The organism is Pseudomonas sp. Irchel 3E13 (assembly GCF_900187455.1).
Lineage (GTDB): Bacteria > Pseudomonadota > Gammaproteobacteria > Pseudomonadales > Pseudomonadaceae > Aquipseudomonas.
The window spans coordinates 151068-171702 of the sequence record NZ_FYDX01000007.1; the positions used below are offsets into that span (position 1 = coordinate 151068).

General features: G+C 61.5%; 18 protein-coding genes. 3 read left to right on the forward strand and 15 right to left on the reverse strand.

Annotated elements, in window-relative coordinates:
* Positions 1–679: 679 nt before the first annotated feature.
* The 6 genes from CKW37_RS13700 to CKW37_RS13725 form a co-directional block, all read right to left on the reverse strand.
* Positions 680–1450: an electron transfer flavoprotein subunit beta gene (locus CKW37_RS13700; RefSeq protein WP_095156243.1), complete on the reverse strand. Its 771-nt coding sequence runs from the start codon at positions 1448–1450 to the stop codon at positions 680–682.
* Positions 1451–1465: 15 nt separating this feature from the next.
* A complete protein-coding gene (locus CKW37_RS13705) occupies positions 1466–2689 on the reverse strand; it encodes an electron transfer flavoprotein subunit alpha/FixB family protein (protein WP_095156244.1) in 1224 nt (407 codons plus the stop codon).
* Positions 2689–4635 carry a dimethylglycine demethylation protein DgcB gene (gene dgcB, locus CKW37_RS13710; protein ID WP_095156245.1) on the reverse strand — a complete coding sequence of 649 codons (1947 nt, stop codon included), beginning with the start codon at positions 4633–4635 and terminating at the stop codon, positions 2689–2691. Before dgcB ends, CKW37_RS13705 begins: the two co-directional genes overlap by 1 nt.
* Before the next feature lie 152 nt (positions 4636–4787).
* A complete protein-coding gene (dgcA, locus tag CKW37_RS13715) occupies positions 4788–6848 on the reverse strand; it encodes a dimethylglycine demethylation protein DgcA (RefSeq protein WP_095156246.1) in 2061 nt (686 codons plus the stop codon).
* A 17-nt stretch (positions 6849–6865) separates the two neighbouring features.
* Complete coding sequence (locus CKW37_RS13720) at positions 6866–7396, reverse strand: DUF5943 domain-containing protein (RefSeq protein WP_095156247.1); 531 nt, start codon at positions 7394–7396, stop codon at positions 6866–6868.
* Between the two features lie 214 nt (positions 7397–7610).
* A complete protein-coding gene (locus CKW37_RS13725; RefSeq protein ID WP_095156248.1) occupies positions 7611–8588 on the reverse strand; it encodes a dipeptidase in 978 nt (325 codons plus the stop codon).
* A 247-nt stretch (positions 8589–8835) separates the two neighbouring features.
* Here CKW37_RS13725 and CKW37_RS13730 point away from each other — a divergent pair, with 247 nt between their 5' ends.
* From CKW37_RS13730 to CKW37_RS13740, 3 genes are all read left to right on the forward strand, one after another.
* Positions 8836–9591 carry a hypothetical protein gene (locus tag CKW37_RS13730; protein ID WP_095156249.1) on the forward strand — a complete coding sequence of 252 codons (756 nt, stop codon included), beginning with the start codon at positions 8836–8838 and terminating at the stop codon, positions 9589–9591.
* Between the two features lie 211 nt (positions 9592–9802).
* Positions 9803–10210, forward strand: a complete 408-nt coding sequence (locus CKW37_RS13735; RefSeq protein WP_095156250.1) for a lysozyme inhibitor LprI family protein — start codon at positions 9803–9805, stop codon at positions 10208–10210.
* 7 nt (positions 10211–10217) lie between these two features.
* On the forward strand, positions 10218–10637 hold the full coding sequence (locus tag CKW37_RS13740) for a DUF3010 family protein (protein ID WP_095156251.1): 420 nt from the start codon (positions 10218–10220) through the stop codon (positions 10635–10637).
* Positions 10638–10646: 9 nt separating this feature from the next.
* Here CKW37_RS13740 and CKW37_RS13745 read toward each other — a convergent pair whose 3' ends face one another.
* The 9 genes from CKW37_RS13745 to icmH form a co-directional block, all read right to left on the reverse strand.
* Complete coding sequence (locus CKW37_RS13745) at positions 10647–10910, reverse strand: PAAR domain-containing protein (protein ID WP_095156252.1); 264 nt, start codon at positions 10908–10910, stop codon at positions 10647–10649.
* Positions 10907–12103, reverse strand: coding sequence for a DUF6708 domain-containing protein (locus CKW37_RS13750; protein WP_095156253.1), 1197 nt, complete (start codon positions 12101–12103; stop codon positions 10907–10909). The genes CKW37_RS13745 and CKW37_RS13750 overlap by 4 nt, the downstream gene beginning before the upstream one ends.
* Positions 12104–12229 carry a hypothetical protein gene (locus CKW37_RS33245; RefSeq protein ID WP_256587750.1) on the reverse strand — a complete coding sequence of 42 codons (126 nt, stop codon included), beginning with the start codon at positions 12227–12229 and terminating at the stop codon, positions 12104–12106.
* Positions 12226–13416 carry a DUF6708 domain-containing protein gene (locus CKW37_RS32440; RefSeq protein ID WP_143501994.1) on the reverse strand — a complete coding sequence of 397 codons (1191 nt, stop codon included), beginning with the start codon at positions 13414–13416 and terminating at the stop codon, positions 12226–12228. Before CKW37_RS32440 ends, CKW37_RS33245 begins: the two co-directional genes overlap by 4 nt.
* Complete coding sequence (locus CKW37_RS13760) at positions 13417–16038, reverse strand: T6SS effector BTH_I2691 family protein (RefSeq protein WP_095156255.1); 2622 nt, start codon at positions 16036–16038, stop codon at positions 13417–13419.
* 23 nt (positions 16039–16061) lie between these two features.
* Positions 16062–16934 carry a DUF4123 domain-containing protein gene (locus tag CKW37_RS13765; protein ID WP_095156256.1) on the reverse strand — a complete coding sequence of 291 codons (873 nt, stop codon included), beginning with the start codon at positions 16932–16934 and terminating at the stop codon, positions 16062–16064.
* The gene (locus CKW37_RS13770) at positions 16931–19033 is read right to left on the reverse strand and encodes a type VI secretion system Vgr family protein (protein WP_095156257.1); all 2103 of its coding nucleotides are present in this window, start codon (positions 19031–19033) and stop codon (positions 16931–16933) included. Before CKW37_RS13770 ends, CKW37_RS13765 begins: the two co-directional genes overlap by 4 nt.
* A 96-nt stretch (positions 19034–19129) precedes the next feature.
* Complete coding sequence (locus CKW37_RS13775) at positions 19130–19648, reverse strand: Hcp family type VI secretion system effector (protein WP_095156258.1); 519 nt, start codon at positions 19646–19648, stop codon at positions 19130–19132.
* Positions 19649–19768: 120 nt separating this feature from the next.
* Positions 19769–20635, reverse strand: a complete 867-nt coding sequence (icmH, locus tag CKW37_RS13780; protein WP_095156259.1) for a type IVB secretion system protein IcmH/DotU — start codon at positions 20633–20635, stop codon at positions 19769–19771.

Consider the following 20635-nt stretch of genomic DNA (forward strand, 5'->3'; position numbering starts at 1 on the left):
AAAACGCCCGTATTCATTAGGAAGAACGCCCTTCGCAAACACTTTATCCACAGGACGACCCACAGCAATTGTGGGCAACCGCTGTGGAAAACTGCGATTTTGCTGGATTTTGTTCACAGGCGTGATTTGGTCGTTTTTTGATCAAAACGCTACAAGCCTTTGAATTCAAGGCGTGTAGCGGTTGGCGAACACCTTATCCACAAGCAGGCCAACAGAGATTGTGTGGAACTTTTCCCGCCTGAGGAGCAGGAGTGGATAACTCACCAACGCTGCGGTTTTTGGGGCTTTAGCGGGGATTCGGAGAGAGAAAGGCGGGGTTTGGTTGTTTTTTGATCAAAAACGACAAGTTATTGTATTTAAAGAATTTATCTTGATACGGAACAGTTTATCCACAGAGGCGCTAACAAGGATTGTGGGCAAGTGCTGGTTTTTGTCTGCGAGAGGATTCAACAGGGCCGAGACGTACCACCCACGTATTTTGGGGGGGGCCGAATCGCGAGCAAGCTCGCTCCTACAGGGCATTGTAGGAGCGAGCTTGCTCGCGATCGCGCACTGCCTGCCCGCAGCAGAAAATTGATCAAAATTCGATCAAAACTCTGAAAGCCACGCCCCGCAAGGCCTCCAGCCGACAGCAAACACTTTATCCACAGCCAGGCCAACAGTCTCTGTGCACAACCCGTCAGCGCAGCACGCCCTCTTCCACCAACAACTTGAGGATCGCCTCGGCCCCCGCCTGCGGGCTGACATCCTTGAGCACCTGCCCGCCGCCCCCGCTGGCCTTGGCCGTCGCGGCTTTCATGCGGTCGGCGCCGCTCTTCGCCTTGATCACCTTGAGCCGCTTGGGCCGGGGTTTGGCCGGTTGCAGTTCGGCACTGGCGAGCAGTTCGTCCTCGACAATCGCCACTTCACGCGCCGCCAACACACCCCGCCGAGCCGGGCCGAATGCAGCCTGCCGGGGTTTGGGCGCAGCGTTATCCACAGAGGCGAGAAACGGCAGGCGCACTTTGAGCCGGCGCCGCTGACCACGCGGCAACGCCTGCAGCACCTGGGCGGTGCCGTTGTCGATGGATTCCACCTCGGCCAGGCCCACCACCAGCGGCCAGCCCAAACGCTCGGCCAGCAGATACGGGAGCATGCCCGAGCCTTCGCCGGTTTCCGCCTGGCTGCCGGTCAGCACCAGTTGTGCACCGGCATCGCGCAAGTAATCGCCCAACACGCCGAGCACGTCAGCGCCGGCCGGCTGTTCGAGCACATCCAGTTGCGCCAGGCCCATGCCGAGATAGGCGCGCAAGGCGTCTTCGTGCGGGTCGCCGGCGTGCAGCACCTGCAGCCCTTCGCCTGCCAGTTGCAGGCCCAGTTCCACGGCGCGGGCGTCCTGTTCGGCGCGGCGGCTGCGTCCCGAGAGGGGGTGGGCGCCGACCGAAACCAGGCTGATGACCTTCGTGTTCATAACTGTCCCCTGCCCTTATGCCGCGTCGCGTTGCGCGCCGTTGCGGAAGTTTTCCACAGCCTCGATCAGCGCCTGGAGGATTGCCGCGCTGTCGCCGATCACTGATAGATCGGCACGTTTGATCATGTCGCAGCCCGGGTCCATGTTGATGGCCACCACCTTGTCGCAAGCGCCGATGCCTTGCAGGTGCTGGATCGCTCCGGAAATGCCCACCGCCACGTAAACCCGCGCGGTGACCCAGGTGCCGGTGGCGCCGACCTGGCGGTTGCGCGGCATGAAGCCGTCGTCCACCGCCACCCGCGAGGCGCCTTCGGTGGCGCCGAGTGCGACCGTGGCACGGTGGAACAGCGCCCAGTCCTTGACGCCATTGCCGCCCGAAACGATGAATTCGGCTTCGGCCATGGCAATCGCCGCCGGGTCCACGGCTACCGGGCCGAGGTCTTCGATGCGAGAAAGGCTGCGCGCCACGCCTGTGGACAACTCCACCGGCAGGGCTTCGTGACGGGTTTCGCTGACCGGCTCCGCGCATTCGGCCGACGCCAGGATCAACCGCGGCAGCGTACGCACCAGGTCCTGCTGGCCGGCACCGGCGCGGCCGCTGCACACGCCGTCCTTGACCTGCCAGACCCGCGTGGCCGGGCGTTCGCCCAGGGCCGCGGCAAAGCGCCGGCCCAGTTCGCCGCCGCCGGTGCGGCTGTCCGGCAGCAGCCAATGCCGGGGGCCGAGCTGGTTATCCACAGCCCGCAGGCCCTGGATTCGTTGCTCCGGTGCATACCCCTGGAATCCGTCGCCGTCGATGACCAGCAGGCGATCGACGCCGTTGCCGGTGAAGTTGCTCTCCTTGTGCTCGCCGAACACCACCGCCAGCACCGCGCCGTCGCTGCCGGCGAGGCTGTGGGCCAGGCCGAGCAGGTCGCGGTCGTGGCTGCTCAGGCGGCCGCCGACCATGTCCGGGACCACGGCGATGTAGAACGCCGGCGCCGGCACCTGATGCAGCGGCAACTGTACTTCGGCGGCGGCGCTGCGTTTGCCGCTGGTGCCGCCCTGCTGGGCGCCGCTGCGGTCGATCCGCTTGAGACCGTTGGGGCCGATAAAGCCCAGCGCATGGGGATTCTTGCGGATGACGCCGTTGGGCCCCATCCAGGTGGTCTGTTGCACCTGCATGGCCGCGTGCAGCGGGTGCAGGCGGTTACGGGCGATCCATTCGGCGCGGGGGTCGCGGCGGATAATGTCGCTCATCAGTGCACCTCCGCGGGTTCACGTTTGTTCACGGCCGGTTTGCTCGGTGCCTCGGTTTCCATCAGGGCGTCGGCCACCAGTTCGGCCAGGTCCTTGATCAGCGGACGGGGCTCGACCACGCCTTCGAGCATCGCGGTGCATTGTGGACAACCCACCGCCACCACTTCAGCGCCGGTCTCGCGGATGTCGTCCATGCGCATGTCGGGGATCCGCTGTTTGCCGGGAATGTCGGTGATCGGCGCGCCGCCGCCGCCGCCACAGCAGCGCGAGCGGAAGCCGGAACGTTCCATTTCCTTGACCTCGATGCCGAGGGCGCGCAGCACCTGGCGCGGCGCCTCGTATTCGCCGTTGTAGCGACCGAGGTAGCACGGGTCGTGATACGTCACGCTGCCGCCTTTGTGCGCATCGAGGTTGAGTTTGCCGGCGGCGAGCAGTTCGGCGATGTAGGTGCTGTGGTGCTGCACCTGATAGTCGCCGCCGAAGGCGCCGTATTCGTTTTTCAACACATGGAAGCTATGTGGGTCGCAGGTGACGATGCGCTGGAAACGGTACTTGCCCATCGTCTGGATATTGCGTCTGGCCAGTTGCTGGAAGGTCGCCTCGTCGCCCAGGCGGCGGGCCACGTCACCGCTGTCGCGCTCTTCCAGGCCGAGCACGGCGAAGTCCACGTTGGCGGCCTTGAGCACCTTGACCAGCGCGCGCAGGGTGCGCTGGTTGCGCATGTCGAAGGCGCCGTCGCCGACCCAGAACAGCACGTCGGTGCTCTTCACCTCGGACAGCAGCGTGAGGTTGAGGTCGGCGGCCCAGTTCATCCGCCCGCCGGGGTTGAAGCCGCCGGGGTTATCGGTGGCGATCAGGTTGTCCAGCACTTCGGCGCCCTTGTTCGGCGTGGCGCCTTTTTCCAGGGTCAGGTAACGGCGCATGTCGACGATGGCATCGACGTGCTCGATCATCATCGGGCATTCCTCGACGCAGGCGCGGCAGGTGGTGCAGGACCACAGCGTCTCGGCGTCCACCAGGCCGTTGACGATCGGCTGGTGCGGGTTGCCGCCGTGCTCGCCGATGGGTTTGCCCGGATAAGGGCTGCCGGCGAACTGCGCGTCGGTGCCACCGGCCAGGCCGATGACCATGTCCTGGATGAGCTTTTTCGGGTTCAGCGGCTGGCCGGCGGCGAAGGCCGGGCACATGGCCTCGCACTTGCCGCATTGCACGCAGGCGTCGAAGCCGAGCAACTGGTTCCAGGTGAAGTCCTTGGGTTTTTCCACGCCGAGCGGCGCGCTGCGGTCTTCCAGGTCCAGCGGCTTGAGGCCGGTGGAGCGACCGCCGCCGAAGCGTTCGGCGCGGCGGTGCCAGGCCAGGTGCAGGGCGCCGGCGAAGGCGTGTTTCATCGGCCCGCCCCAGGTCATGCCGAAGAACAGCTCGGACACGCCCCAGACCACGCCCAGCCCGAGCAGGGCAACGACGAACCAGCCGCCGAAACCTTCCGGCAGGATGCCGGCCACCGGCAGGGTGGCGATGAAGAAGGTGGTGGAGAACACCAGCAGGCTTTTCGGCAGGCGCATCCACGGGCCTTTCGACAGGCGCGCGGGCGGGTTGAGCCGGCGTTTGAAGACGAACAGCGCACCGCAGAACATCACCACGGTGGCGGCCAGCAGCGCGTAGCCGAGGATGCGGTTATGCAGGCCGAAACCGTGCACGACGATGGCCAGCACGGCGGACAGGACGAAGCCGCCAGCGGTAGCCACGTGGGTTTTCGACATGTACTTGTCGCGCTCCACCACATGGTGGAGATCGACCAGATAGCGCCGCGGCATGGCCAGCAGGCCGGCCAGCAGGTTGACCTGCGACGGTCGCCCCTGGCGCCACATGCGCACCCGCCGCACGGCGCCGAGCACGGCCAGGCCGAGCGCGGCGAACAGCAGGATGGGAAGAAGAACGTTCAGCATGGGAAGCTCCCACTGGAGTGGTTGCATGGGGCCGGCCTCATCGCGAGCAAGCTCGCTCCTGCAAGAACTGCGGCGCACCGATTATCTGTAGGAGCGAGCTTGCTCGCGATGGGCCGCAACGCGCCCCCCGAACAGCCCGCTCCCGCGCCCGATCAGAAGTCCTTGCAGAGCCGCAAGGCGTCATAGATCGCCGCATGGGTATTGCGCTGGGCCACACAGTCGCCGATGCGGTACAGCAAGTAGCCTTCGCCCGGCTGGCTGAGGATCGGCTGCGGCTGGATGGCGAACAGGGCTTCGACGTCGATCTGGCCCTTGTTCCGCGAACCCTCTTTCAGCCCGTAATACAGCGCCTCGTCAGGCCGCACGCCGTTCTCGATCACCACCTGGTCGACCACCCGCTCTTCCTTGGCGCCGGTGTACTCGTTCTCCAGGACCGCCACCAGCTTGTCGCCCTCGCGGTAGACCTTTTCCAGCATCAGGTCGCCGGTCATGATCACTTCCTTGGGGTACATGCTGCGGTAGTAGGTGGGGAACGAGGTTCCGCCGATCGCCACGCCCGGCTTGATGTCGTCGGTGACGATCTCGACCTGGCTGCCTTTGTCGGCGAGGAAGTCGGCCACCGACATGCCGGTGAACTCGCAAATGGTGTCGTAGACCAGCACGTTCTTGCCCGGCGCGACCTTGCCGTCGAGCACGTCCCAACTGCTGACCACCAGCCCTTCGGCGGCGCCCCAGTGTTCGTTCTGCTCGACGAAAGGATGGCCGCCCACCGCCAGCACCACGATGTCCGGGCGCAGGTCCATGATGGTGTCGGCATCCGCCGCGGTGCCCAGGCGCAGGTCGACTTTCAGCCGCGCCAGTTCCAGTTGATACCAGCGGGTGATGCCGGCGATCTGGTCACGCTGCGGCGCCTTGGAGGCAGTGGTGATCTGCCCGCCGATCTGGTCTTTTTTCTCGAACAGGGTCACGTCGTGGCCACGCTCGGCGGCAACCCGCGCCGCTTCCATGCCCGCCGGGCCGGCACCGACGATCACCACCTTGCGTTTCGCCCCGGTGGATTTCTCGATGATATGCGGCACGCCCATGTATTCACGGGAGGTCGCGGCGTTCTGGATGCACAGCACATCCAGGCCCTGGTACTGGCGGTCGATGCAGTAGTTGGCACCGACGCACTGTTTGATCTGGTCGATCTGGCCCATCTTGATCTTGGCGATCAGGTGCGGGTCGGCGATGTGCGCGCGGGTCATGCCGACCATGTCGACGTAACCGCCTTCAAGGATGCGCGTGGCCTGATTCGGGTCCTTGATGTTCTGCGCGTGCAGCACCGGGACTTTCACCACCTCCTTGATGCCCGCCGCCAGGTGCAGGAACGGCTCCGGCGGATAGCTCATGTTCGGGATGACGTTGGCCAGGGTGTTGTGGGTGTCGCAGCCCGAGCCGATCACGCCGAAGAAGTCCACCATGCCGGTGGCGTCGTAGTACTGGGCGATCTGCTTCATGTCCTCGTGGCTGAGGCCATCGGGGTGGAATTCGTCACCACAGATGCGCATGCCGACGCAGAAATCCGGGCCAACCTCGGCGCGAACGGCCTTGAGCACTTCCAGGCCGAACTTCATGCGGCCTTCGAAGGTGCCGCCCCATTCGTCGGTACGCTTGTTGACGCGCGGGCTCCAGAACTGGTCGATCATGTGCTGGTGCACCGCCGACAGCTCCACGCCGTCCAGGCCGCCGGCCTTCGCGCGGCGCGCCGCTTGCGCGTAGTTGCCGATCACCCGCCAGATTTCCTCTGGCTCGATGGTCTTGCAGGTGGCGCGGTGCACCGGTTCGCGGATGCCCGACGGCGACATCAGGGTCGGCCAGTTGAAGCCGTCCCACCGCGAGCGACGGCCCATGTGGGTAATCTGGATCATGATCTTGGCGCCATGCTTGTGCATGGCGTCGGCGAGGTTCTGGAAGTGCGGGATGATGCGGTCGGTGGACAGGTTCACCGACGCCCACCATTCCTGCGGGCTGTCGATGGCGACCACTGAAGAGCCGCCGCAAATGGCCATGCCGATGCCGCCCTTGGCCTTCTCTTCGTAGTACTTCACATAGCGGTCGGTGGTCATGCCGCCGTCGGTGGCATACACCTCGGCGTGCGCGGTGCTGAGCACACGGTTGCGGATGGTCAGTTTGCCGATCTGGATCGGCTGGAACATAGCTTCGAATGCCATGGCGCGGACTCCCCGACTTACAACGGCTTGACGATGAACAGGCCGTCGTCGTGGCCTTCTTCAGAACCGCCGTAGACCTGCTCGGCGACGGTGCGGATCGAACTGCCGCGGGCGGCGAGGATCTGGTCCATGGCCCCGGCGAACCAGCCGGTGAACATGTAGTCGACCTTGCGCCCGACCTTGCCGTAGACGTAGACGAACGCGGAGTGCTCGAGCTTGACGCTGGCGGTGCCTGTTTCCAGGTCGATGTCCTGGATCTTGAACAGGCCCCAGCCGCGCTGGGACAGGCGCTTCATGTAGTGCTCGAACACCGCCACGCCTTCCAGGCCGTGGCATTCGGCTTCTTTCTCGCACCAGTGCCAGGCGGACTTGTAGCCGGCCTTGTAGAGGATCTCGGCGTAGGCTTCAGCGCCCAGCACTTCCTCGATGCCCATGTGGTTGTTGACGAAGAAATGCCGTGGCACGTAGAGCATCGGCAGGGCGTCGCTGGTCCAGACACCGGTCTCGCTGTCGACTTCGATTGGCAATTGCGGGGCGATCTTGGCCATGGAAACTCAACTCCAGAAAATTAGGTATTCGAGCTGCAAAGCCGCTTTGGCTTTGCTTTTTGATAAAAAGCCGCTGTGAATGCCTTTGGAGGCTTGCGAGCGCGTCGAGAGCAAGGAAGGACCGGAACGAGAAGCGAGACAGTACCGAGGTACGGCGAGCTTATCGTGAGGACCTGACGCAGCTATCGGCGTGCTCGCGAGACTCCAGAGGTATTCACTCGCCCCAAACGTCCTTGAGGACATTGACCCAGTTTTCGCCCATGATCTTGCGCACCACGCGCTCGGAATGGCCGCGCTTGAGCAGGGTCTCGGTGAGGTTGGGGAACTCGCCCACGGTGCGGATGCCCAGCGGGTTGATGATCTTGCCGAAGTTGGTCAGGCGACGGGCGTAGCCCTTGTCGTGGGTCAGGTACTCGAAGAAGTCCTGGCCATGGCCCTGGGTGAAGTCGGTACCGATACCGATGGCGTCTTCACCAACGATATTCATGGTGTATTCGATGGCTTCGGCATAGTCGTCGATGGTCGAATCGATGCCCTTGGCCAGGAAGGGCGCGAACATGGTCACGCCGACGAAGCCGCCGTGGTCGGCGATGAACTTCAGTTCTGCGTCGGACTTGTTGCGCGGGTGTTCCTTGAGGCCCGAAGGCAGGCAGTGGGAATAGCAGACCGGTTTTTTCGATTCGAGGATGACTTCCTCGCTGGTCTTGGAGCCGACGTGGGACAGGTCGCACATGATGCCGACGCGGTTCATCTCGGCGACGATCTCGCGACCGAAGCCCGACAGCCCGCCGTCACGCTCGTAGCAGCCGGTGCCCACCAGGTTCTGGGTGTTGTAGCACATCTGCACGATGCCCACGCCCAACTGCTTGAACACGTCGACGTAGGCGATCTGGTCTTCGAATGCGTGGGCGTTCTGGAAGCCGAAGAGGATGCCGGTCTTGCCCAGTTCCTTGGCCTTGCGGATGTCAGCGGTGGTGCGCACCGGCATGACCAGGTCGCCGTTCTCGCGGATCAGCTTCTGGCTGGCGGCGATCTGGTCGACCGTGGCCTTGAAGCCTTCCCATACCGACACGGTGCAGTTGGCCGCGGTCAGGCCACCTTTGCGCATGTCCTCGAACAGTTCGCGGTTCCATTTGGCGATGATCAGCCCGTCGATAACGATGCTGTCTGCGTGTAATTCGGCCGGGCTCATCAGGCAGTCCCCTTTTTTGGTATTCCCGCGCCGAATCGTCTGCCGGCGCTATTGGAGCCAGCATATGCCTCGGGGGATTGTCGCCCCGGTGCAAAAACGACAGGGGAATTGCCGAAAGCGTCAAAGCGCGACAAAGCGTCGCGAGCCGGCCGGGAAAGGCAGGCCGGGCGTGAAGGGTGTCCATCTGCCAGCAAGGGTCGGGCTGCCGCCAGTATCGGCGGCGCTGACCACTTCAATGGAGTTCGTGATGACCCAACCTGACCAAACGCTCGATTTCATCGCCTCGCTGTCGCTGCCGGATACCGACGCACTGCTGCGACAAGCCGAGACAGTTCCTGCCAGCGCCATTTCCGCTACCGACAGCGATAGCGCCAACATCGCCGGGCACAGCGTGGTGTCCTTTGTCTCCGGCTTGAGCCCGCAGAACCGCGAAGATGTGCTCAACAGCACGCTGCTCATGCAACTGGCCGCGAGCGCGGCATTCGACAAGACGCAGCAGCGCGAAGCGTGGTTCCGCTTCTATACCGAAGGGCTGGGCAAACTGGGCTGGACCGTCTCCAACAGCTCGATCGAGCACTACGTGCCCAAGCACGATGCCTTCACCATGGATCAAGTGGCCCTCGACATCATCGAGTCCGCGGTGGGCGGCGCCGGCTTCGCGCCGGTGCTGAAGAAGACCTTCGCGGCGCTGAAAAAACAGCCGCAGGCCCTGGCGCTGTTCGAGCGCCACAGCGACCACGGCTGGCTGGGCATGTTCCAGATCCTGCCGTGCTCGCAAACGGCGGAGGGCAACGTGTCGATGCTGCTGAACTGCATGCAGTTCGTGCACAACGCGCTGCGCTACAAAATCCTGTTTTTCACCTACCGACAGCACGAAGTCCAGGTGTACCGCTCGGCGCAACTGGCCGTGCTCAATACCGGGGTCTACCGCCAGGTGCGCGAAGCCGTGCTGGACAAGCTCGGCGGCAACGCCAGCCAGTTCATTGCGCGGCTGGCGCTCTGATCGACGGTGCACACCTGTAACGGTTTGCTCGAGGGATGCCCGCGCGGCTGAACAGCCGTACATCGCAGCAGTCGCCGGCATAATCGCCGGCGATACCCGTGAAAGCCGACAATCATTATCAACAACTGCAAACCTTCATGGAGAGGCGCTGTTCTTTGCCGTGGCGCTGAGCGAGAATCCCTGCCCATGTTCCTTTGGGAGGATGCCGCAGATGAAATCGATGGTCTGGCTGATGCTGGCCACCCTTGCCGTTGGCGCCCACGCCAGCGAAGAAGAAAGCACGCCATGCGACAACGTCGAGACCGATCAGCAGAACTACGAGTGCGCGCATTTCAGCCGCACCAGTTCCGAACGTGAACTCGAGGCGGCCTTCGCCGACCTGCAGGACCGCATCAAGGAGCAATACGCGGGCAAGGCCACGAAAATCGCCGAGCTGAGCAAGCGCCTGAACGATGCCGAGGCAATCTGGAAGCAACTGCGCGATGCCGACTGCCGTGTCGAAACCTACGACATCCCCGCCGGCAAGGCCTTCGAGGCGGCGCAAAACACCTGCATCGCCCAGCGCAACGATGACCGTTCCGAGTATCTGCAGTCCCTCGGCCTGCCCACTTCCGATTGAGCACGACATGAAAATCTGCGGTATCGAACTCAAGGGCAGCGAGGCCCTGCTGGCCGTCGCCAGCCTCGACGGCGGCCTACCGCTGCACCAGCCCGTCGCGACCAAGAAAATTGCCCTGGACGACGACGAAGACGCCGCCCAGGTGAAAGCATTCGCCGCCCGCGTCCAGGCCTTCGTGAACGAGCACGGCATCACCCACGTGGCGATCAAGAAGCGTGGCAAGAAAGGCGACTTCGCCGGCGGCCCGGTGACCTTCAAGATGGAAGGCCTGCTGCAGTTGCTGGACGGCTGCGAAGTGCACCTGGTGTCGCCGCAGACCATCACCGCGCAAGGCAAGAAGCATGACCTGACCCCGCCTGCGGCCCTGAACAAGTATCAGCATGAAGCGTGGAAAAGTGCGGGTGCGCTGATGTTTGGCCGACGCTGAGCAGAGCCATCATCCCTGCCACCTGATGCCCTTCTGAGAAGCGATCAGGCTGGCCCCGCAGGAAACAGTGTCACTGTCTCGCGCGGGTGTCTTGCCATTGGCTCGCATCCCGCGTCCTGCCGCCTCGATGGCAACCCTCCCGTGCAGGGGACACTCAAGTGTGTCGCCATGCCCTGCCACGGCAATGCCATTGGCGGTGAAACCGGTGGTTGCAGTCTGTACCGTGCCACCATGGCTACTGGTGTCGCCGAGAACAATGAAAGGTCGGCTCATTTCAACTCCTGGCGATGAGCATCTGGCTCAAGGCCGGACATAGACTCTGACGTGCTCTGACCTGCCTCTTGCGACGCTTGCTCGCCCGATTGCGCATTGCTCTTCGCGGGTCTGCGGGCACGTCGTGGTTTTTTCCCGGCGGGCTCCACTTTGGGCAGTGGTGGCCAGTCAGCAGCGGTAGATAGTTGCGGAACTGGTTTTCCGGGCAGCCCGGCCTCTCGGATGATGCGCGGCCAGCGGGGCTCCCAACACAGCAGCAGCGATATCCAGTGGCCCACGGCATGCAATGCCAGAGCCGGAGAGGTCAGCGCCACAATGCAGGCGACCTGCCAACGCATACCGGCACGCCACAGCGGCCTGAAAAAGCTCAGGGGCGCCATTACCGACAGCCACGGCCATGGCACCTTGCCGAGCAACTTCTTCGGTGCGGGCACCGATTGCGGACCTTCCTCCATGTAACGGCGAATGAATTCCCAGAGATTGACCATATCGCTGGTGCCATCGGCGCGTTTTCCAACGAAGACCATATGGAGGTAAGGGTGGTCGGGCATGGAAGGCTCCCATAAAAGAATGAGTTTTGTGCCTGTGTGAGCGCCTTCCTCGTGGCCTACTCCCGCGTCAACGATTACCTTCTCCCAGTCCAAAACGGTAATGCCCCCCGCGAATCGAGGCCGGTGCAGATAGACCTGACGCGTGAGCCGATTGAAACGGATCAACATTCGGCGTTGGACGAAGTTTTCAAGATTTATGAAAATACGTGCATACCGGATGACCGCGTAAAATGACGCTGCCGCCAGAAGTGCTACGAAAACCCCTAATACAAAGTCACTAGTTGTTGCCGGCACCTTTAGAGAGTGATGGGTGCCAGTAAACCAAACTTTATTGAGCAATATGGCAGTGCCAGCTAAGCCGAACAGAAAGTAAATGGTCGCAAGGGAGACATAGGTAATGATCCCTCGACGCTCCTGTGATTCCCCTGCCACGACCTCAATATAGGTTTCATTAAATTCATAAATCGATCCTTGCGCGCACGGAGCGTCACTGACCCGGTCTCGAATTCCGGGCAAGTCGTCTTCGTGTTTGTATTTTCCAGCAAGTTTTTCAGCCAGGTATTTTTCTTTTTCTTCCTGCCACATTTCACTGTCGAGGCGAGAGGTCTGTATGTACCACAACATCCATTCAATCCAATACATTCAGAGCTCCTCTTCAAGTGCCTCATAGAGTTTTTGCAGCTCCATGTCCTGATCCTTGAATGATTTCAATAGCCATTCGACTCCCAGCTCGTCAAACCTCGTATGAAGGCTCAAGGTTTCGCTCATTTCAGCTCTTTTCGACGAGCGTCTGACTCAAGATCGGAGGCAGCTTCAGACATACTCTGCCCTGTCACTTGCGACGCTTGTTCGCCCAATTGCGCATCGCTCTTCGCGGGTCGGCGGGCGGGCCGTGGTTTTCCTCCTGCGGCCCCCACCTCGGGCAATGGTGGCCAGTCAGCAGCAGTAGATAAAGGCGGAACTGGCTTTCCTGGTAGGCCCGCTTCGCGGATGATGCGAGGCCAGCGAGGTTCCCAGCACAGCAGCAGCGATATCCAGTGGCCTACGGCATGTAGCGCAAAAGCCGGAGAAGTCAGTGCCACCCAGCAGGCAACCTGCCAACGCATACCGGCACGCCACAGCGGCCTGAAAAAGCTCAAGGACGCCATTACTGACAGCCACGGCCATGGCACCTTGCTCAGCATTTTTTTCGGTACGGGCACCGATTGCGGGCCCTCTTCCATATAGCGGCGTATGAATTCCCACAAGTTGACGATATCGCTGGTTCCGTCGGCGCGCTTGCCCACGAAAACAACATGCAGATGAGGGAGGTCGGGCATGCTGGGGCCCCACGACAGGATGAGCTTTCTGCCTATGTTGGCTGATTCCTCTTCACCCACCACGGCCTCGGCAGATACCTGCTCCCAGGCAAAAACGGTCACGCCACCAGCGAATCGAGGCCGGTGCAGATAGACTTGGCGCGTTACGCGATTGAAGCGGATCAACATTCGGCGTTGAACGAAGTTTTCGAGGGTTATTAAAGTACGTGCGTAACGGGCTGTTACGTAAAAAAAAATACCTGTCAGAAAAAGCATAAATATACCGAGCGCAAACCCTCCTGCAGTTGCTGGGGTTTTTAGCGAGGGATGAATGCCGGTAAACCAGACAGTGTTTGTAATAATCGCAAAACTAACAAGCTTAAATAAAAAACCGCCAATAATAATAGAAATATACGTAATCAGCCCTCGGCGCTCTTGTGACTCCCCAGCAATAAGCTCAATATATCTTTCATTAACTTCATAAATCGACCCTTCACCAGATGGGGTTTCGCTTGCCCGATAGGGAATCCCGAGGAAATTATCTCTTCCTTTTCCCATACCCTCAGCGGCTTGAATCTTCCTAAGTTTATCTTGCCATTGCTCACTTTCATGAGGCGATGTCTGGATATGCCAGAGCATCCATTCGATCCAGTACATTCAGGTCAATGCCTCAAGTGCTTCATACAGTTTTTGCAACTCTGTTTCCTGGTCTTTGAATGGTTTCAATAAGACACCCGATTTCCATTTCTTGAGACAGCTATGCCAGCACCACTCTTCCATGTCATCAGGATATAGATAAATCATCGCCACGCTTATCCCCAAAGTAACTATGCTGCCAATACCAATCAGCCTGAGTATTATTGGCGCGTACTTGGAGCCGGCCAGACCTTCTATTGCTGAGATTATTTTCAAATTGCTATTTTGTCCGAAGATAAAACGTAATAACGGACCCGTAGACGAAATGGATGCCGCCCCCGCAAGAACGGACACCCCCAGCGATACGCTGCCTCGGGCAAAGTAAGCGCCACTAAGAATGTTGTAATCTTTTTCAAATGCCTTACTGCTATCTTCAAAATCAATAAAAGCAAGCATGGCCCCACCAACACTCGCCAAACTCCCCCCCACCAACCGCAACCCCCCGAGCGTGACCGCACTCCCACGCCCCAAAACCCCCGTCGACGCATACCGGTTCGCAACCATTTGCACCCCCAGTGCCGTCAGCTCGACTGTTGCAGCCGTGGTAATCAGGAGTGCCGCCTTGAACTCCAGGTATTCCTTTTCACCCTCGTCCATTTTCGAGATCTTCACGCCGAGAATGATGCCTTCGAGCAACGCCAGCAGTGTGCCGCCACGCAGTTGGTGAAAGACTCCCTTTCCAGAGTTCTGAAACTCCCGCATCACGGAGTCGCGCACCCGGGCGATATGGGCGTTCACCTGACCCGAAACCCGGTTGGGATTGGCCGTCAGCCCGGCTGCCGCCAGTTCGCTCAGCCGTAGACGGGTCGTCACCTCTCCCAGCATGGCGTGCACGAAACCGAGCATCGGGCTCAACAGCAGGCGGTTCGTCGCGTTAACCGGTAGTAGCTTCAGCATATATTCGTGAAGGGACGCGAAAAGCGACAGCGTCAGGGGGAGCCGCTGCGGATCGAACCAGCGAGAGCCACCAGCCACGATCGCCATTTGAACGGCTGCATCCACCTTGATCAAAAGATCGACGACTCTCTGAAACCAGGCACTGGCAGCACCCAGCTCGGTGACGAGGTTATCGACAGTCAGGTCGTTGGCCGCGACTTTTGCAGTGGCAAATGCCGCCCGGGCTTCCCTTGCGATGTCGATGTTATTACGCGTCAAGGCACGCCAGGCCAGATTGCGTTTGCTGATGTCGGTGTCCGACCACCACGACGCCAGTTTCGCTGCGCCCTTGCTGCTTGCATTCATGCCGAGCAGGCACAAGGCAATCTGGCTCGCGAACGCCTGCCCCCAGACCGGTTGATGACGGTCGTAGACGTCGAGCGCGTGCTCCAGCATCTCGCTGTCCAGCCAGGCGAGGTGATCGTCCCCGCGTCTGTCCATTTCCTCCTGGGCCTTGCGATCAACCCTGGCGAACTCGGCCTGAATCCGCTCCTTGGCTTTCCAGTCCAGCCTGTCCTGGTACGGCTTGAAGGCCGACTCCTTTTCGGACTCTGCCTGGCTTCTTACGCGCTCCGGGTCATACGGCTCGCGTCTTTCCAGCGTTGCATAATTGGTCCCGAAACGGGCCTGGTGCATCATGGCGCGGCCCTTGGCCTCCCGGTCCTGGCGAGCAGCCTTCTCGACGGCCTTCTCGACATACCCCAGTTGCATGGCCATCTTCACGTCGTCCAGCGCCTCTGCAACCACATACCGGCGCTCATTGCTGATGCCTTGCGCATCGACGGTCTTGAGCCAGGGCAGATTCATCTCGATGGCGTCATTGCGCCAGGCATTCAGTTCCTGAACGATGCCAATCGGGTCATCGAGGACAACGGCGACACCGCCTCCGTCCATCAGGCGCTCCAGCGCGTTGCGGTAGATGGAATCCATGTCCCTGGGTACGTCTCCAGGGGCAAGTGCGCTGCGAAAGGGCGGGAATGCCTGTTTCTCCAGCATGGCCCTCGCGGCGACATCACCGACAACCCGAAACTCCGCGACGAGGCTGTCGACATGCGACGGGGTAATGACGTCGTCGAACACTCCACAACTGTTGGCGAGCGTGCGCAGGTCAAACTTCTGCAGACGGTCACGGTAGCGGTTGCTGCTCAGGTGACGCTCGAGCATGTCGGCACTGAGTGGATCCGGTGTGGACAACAGCCGCGCTTCGTCCACATCTTCCGGATCCGCTACGGTCAGGGTCCATCCTCCCAGCGCCAGGACACCACCCACCGGAGTGCCTGGATAGAGGGGCAGCACGGGCTCCAGCAAACCGCTGTCGTGCGCCCGGTAGGTGGCTTCGCACACGTAGTCCTTGCCCGTGCGCTTGACGAACACGTAGACGTAACCCTCGCGCAGGCTGCGTATGGCGTAGCGGCTGTGAGCAAGCGAGGGCGCCAGGCGCTTGCCCAGGTGAGGGGGTAGCATCGGAGCCAGCTTTTCGACGATGGCCCGGTCCAGGCCGGACATCACGCTGTAGCGCAGTGGCAAGATCGTGAGGGTGCGCTTGCAACTGACACAAGGACCGTCAGGCTCATTGCTGCTGTTTCGGTTGGAGGCCTCGCGGCTGATGGTGAGCAGGTCGCTCAAGGAGCGGGAAGGTTTGGACATGGGGAGTGCTCTCGTTTGTTTGACTACGCCTGGTGGCAAGAAGCGAGGTACAGATCGCCAAGACGACCTTTACCCGCAACCACCGCGCGCATGGCGAACAGCCAATTGCGGTCGGCCGCCAGGCTTGCCGCACCTTTAGTCAGGGAAAGGAAGACGTAGTCGTGAAGATCGTCGTGCGTGGACAACCCGGCCTCGCGCGCGCTGTTCACCAGCGCTTCGACGCGTGCCAACCGCACGCCCCGGCAGGGGTTGTCGAGCAGATCCGGAGCCTGGGTCTCCACCGTGCGCAACAGGCGATGAGGCAGCGGATCACCCGTCAGGGCCTGCCAGAGTGGCTGGTCGATCATCAATGGCGACAGCGGCTTGGCATGGGCCGCGCCCAAGCCGGAGATCCGGGCCCAGAGCTGAATTTTGGTGTCGGACTTGGGAATCCACCATGAGGCAATCGGCGTGATGAGCTCGCGCCACCAGTGCGGCGGAGCTTGCTGATAGAGCACTGCCAACACCCAAGGGTCGTAGTAACGCAACAGATAGGCGGCGCCATCCGGGCCGCGGGCCACGAGAGCTTGTGCCAGGTGCTCGACGAGACGCTCGGGAGCAACGGTGCTGATTATCCAACCGTGCAGTGCGTTGCGCAGCCTGCCAGTGAAGGCTCCGGCCAGCACGGTGTGTCCTTTGCTGTTGGCAGATGCGGCCTTTAATAACAGTGGACTGTGAGGGTGTAACGCGTGCAAGGCCGGCTCTTGCAGCAAGGGCAAGGCGTTTCCCGCAAAACGCTCATGCACGGCGTCGCGCAATTCCCCATCGAGTCCCGCGATGTCGCATACGGCCAGAAGATGTGCTGTCGGCCCAAGCGCATCGAGCTGGTTCAGGATTTGGTCTTCCACTGTGTTCATAGCTTCACCAATGCTTGATGCTCGGAGGCCGCCTTCAGCCAGCAACCGACGCAGATCGGTTCGCCTGTGTTCGCGAGTCCCGCCAGATCATTCGCAGAGCCCCCACCGGAGTTGACCAGATCGATAGCGTCGGCCTTGTAAATGACCGCTGCCCCATTGAACCGGAGACCACCGGCATCAAGCGTGAGCACGCCGCCTGGCGTGCTCCAGCGAATCGTGTCCGCGGAACATTCGTATTCTTTCGTGTGATTGCGGATGGCCTGTGCAGCCTGCAATTGGTGGTATCCCTGAATCGTCAACTCGACATGGCCACCAACGCTGGCGGTGTGGTTGGCGGCAATCGTGTCGACCCGGCTGTTGCCGATTTCTTCGATTCGATCCTGGGTTATCGAAATCTGCTGGGTTCGCTTGATGACCACTGTCTGGTCGTTGCCAACGGTGGTGAGTTGATCGCGTCCGATGTCTGCACGGTCATCATTGGCTATGGCGTCATGGCGATCATGTCCGACCTTGAGACGCTCATCGTTTTGAATGTCTTCACTGCGGTCATGCCCGACAAAGGTGGTTTCGTCATTCTTGACCACATTGTTCTGGTCCTTCTGGGCATGGATGAACACCTCTTCCTGCCCCGCTTCATCCTCGAAACGCAGCTCGTTAAAGCCATTGCCCTTGTGGGTCTGGCTCTTCAGGGTCATGCGCGTTTTGTGTGCCGGCAATTCGTAGGGCGGACGCTGCAGGGCATTGAAGCCCCGGCCGGTGATAACCGGTTGGTCCGGGTCTCCGTCGAAGTTGCTGACGATCACTTCCTGGCCAATACGTGGAATCGCCATATGACCCCAAAGCGCACCGGCGATGTTCTGCGACACGCGGATCCAGCAGGAGCTGTGTTCGTCCTCGTTACCCTCGCGGTCCCACGGGAACTGCACCTTCACCCGGCCGAATTCGTCGCAGTAGATTTCTTCACCCGGCGGACCGACCACTTTCGCCGGCTGCGGCCCATCGATGCGTGGTTTGGGCAAGGCCTCGGCGCGCCATTCGGCATCGTCCGGCACCAGGATAGCGACGCAGTTGTAGTGGGTGCCCTGGGCAGCGTCGGCGCTGTCCTCGCCCTGGCTGACGTATTGCTTGCCGCGGTGCTCCAGACGTATTGGGCGCCAGCCGCGATTCAGGTCTTCACGCGGGTGGCCAACGAGGTCGAAGTAGATGCCCGGCACCAGGCGCGCATCGTCACCCTCGGTGATGACCTGGCAGGCCTCGCCGCGCAGTCCGCGCAGGCGATCACGGGTGAAGGCCTCGCCCACTTCGCCCTTGTAGCGGCCGGGATAGTCGTAGCGTTCGTAGCTCTTGGCCTGGTGCTCCAGATCGGTGGCTTCGCGCCGGGTTTGCTGGTTGTACAACGGGTTCTTGAAGCTGTAGTCGCGCTGGGTCTGGCGGGCGCTGCGCACGTTTTCGGTGTAGGTGAAGGTGTGCAGCGCCGGGCCCGGCCGGTCGCCGCCGGGCCTGGGGTTGTACTCGACCGGCTGGCCGGGTTGCTTGCCGAAGATCCACAGTCGGTCGCAATGGACCAGGCGGTGGCCTTCGGCGCTGTGCAGGAAACCGTAGAAAAAGCCTTCCTCGCGCATGATGCGTTCGACGAAGTGGTAGTCGGTGTCGCCGGCCTGCACGCAGTATTCGCGGGTTTCATGGGCGTTGGTTATGCGTTGTTCGTAGTCCAGAGCGAGGGCGTGTTTCTTCAGCATCGCGGTGGCGATGTCGGGCACGGTGAGGGTCTGGAAAATGCGCCAGTCCGAGGCCAGTCGCAGGCGGGCCAGGCGCGGTTCGACGACAGCGCGGTAGCGGGTGCGGCGAAAGCCGGTCTCGCCTTGTTGGAACGAACTGACCGAGCCGTGCACATAGCGCACGGGCTGGCCGCTTTGCCAGAGGGTGAGCAGCGCCGGACGGTCGAGGACCTGGCCAAAGTTGACGGCGGGGTTGGCGCAGCTCAGGTCGACTTCGAGGCGGAAGGTTTCGGACAGGCCTTCGGTGAGGTGGAACTCGACGACTTCGAAGTCGTCAGGGCCGGCGGTGAAGGTGAAGCGCAGGTCGGATTGGGCGGGCATGGAAAGTCCTCGTCAGCCCTGTGTCGGGCCACTACTCCTTGTGCGAGAGGAAACGACCGGCGCACTAACGCGCCGGTCGCCAGGTGTACCTGCTAATCAGGCTTCCTGAGGTTTGCGCCAATCGTCCGAGGACTCGGTACCGGAGATGACATGGGTCCAGGTGATCTTGCGGTAGGCCATTGAGACCTTGACCAGTTGGGTGTACCCGGCCATTTGAGTGTCTTGGGCGTGGGGCAACCGGGTGTTGATGCTGACGATGGTGGCGTCTTCAAGGCGGGTAGTGAAGAAGTGCTCCTGGAGCCCCTCGGTGGAGGTGCGGTACCACTTCACTTCCACCTCCGGCAGTGTCTCGCCGGTGGCCAGTGCCTGGTACAACATCGGTGTCGCCTTGTTCAGCGCCGCAGTGAACGTGAAAGGTCCGTGTACGCGCTGACCGGCAGGCTGACCGCTTTGCGGATCGGTCGGGGTGTTGATCAGGTGCTCGATTTCCTGGACCAGGATCTGGTCCTCGTGACCTTCCTGATAGACGTTACCCACGGAGTCGGCGGTAAATGCGCCTTGGGTAATGTGGCCCTGGGTTTTGCCCTGGATGCTGATAAAAGCAGGAGTCGGCATGGATAGCCTCCTTGTTTCGTTGATGTAAAGGCCTTGTGGGCCATGGCGCCATCGGTGATGGCAAGGGGTGTGAAGCAAGCGTTACTTCACGCTCATGAGCATTGCTGAGCTGCTCGAACGTCAGGACTTGAGGATGAAGTCCAGGGACTTGAGCACCTCTTCGGTGGTGCTCCCCAGACTGATTGAGAAGTAGAGATAGGCCGCGGCCAGGACCACACCGGCAATGGCCCAAGGCGCCCACACCGGCCATTGCCGTGCCAGGCGATAGCGACGGGACGCCACGTTGTCCGGCGGGTCGGTCAGGCGCTCGGGACTGTCACCGCGCTGTGTGCGGAGGATTCGATGCAGCTTGCCAATGACGCCGTTGAGGACCTCTTTGTTGTTGTGCTGCTGGCCGTACTTGCCCTGGAAACCCAGGCACAGGCAGAGGTACTTGAACTCCAGCACGTCACGGTAGCGAGCCGGGTCTATCTGCATGCGCGCGAGGACGGTAAAGAACTTCTCGCCGCCCCAGGTTTCGTTGTGGTGATAGCTGAGCAGCGAGCGCTCCCGCCATAGAGAGGAGCGCCCCCACTCGGTGGCCATCACGGCTTCGTCGATGAAGGCACAGAGTGCGTAGCGGTAGGCCAGTTGCGTGGCGCCGTCGTAACCCCGCTGACGGACTTCCTCGGAGAGCGCAGTAATCTGGTCGCGAACCGTGGAATAGAGCGCAGGTATGTCCTCGCAGCGGTCAAGCCGACGCAGGCGTATCACCAGGCCGAGCATTGGCTGGGCTGCATCAATCAGCGGGTTGAGGCTGTGACCGCGCAACTGGAATTGCAGGTCAGTGTCCTGGTCGGTATTGCTCGAGGATTCGAAGAGCAGCCTGTTCTTGTCCTGAATGCTCTCGGCTGCCGCAGAACGCTGCAAGTCGTCCCGCGCCCGCCCAGGCGCTGACGACTCGGGAGCCTCGTGCAGGTCGTTGCCGGTCTGGGTTGAAGTGCTCAT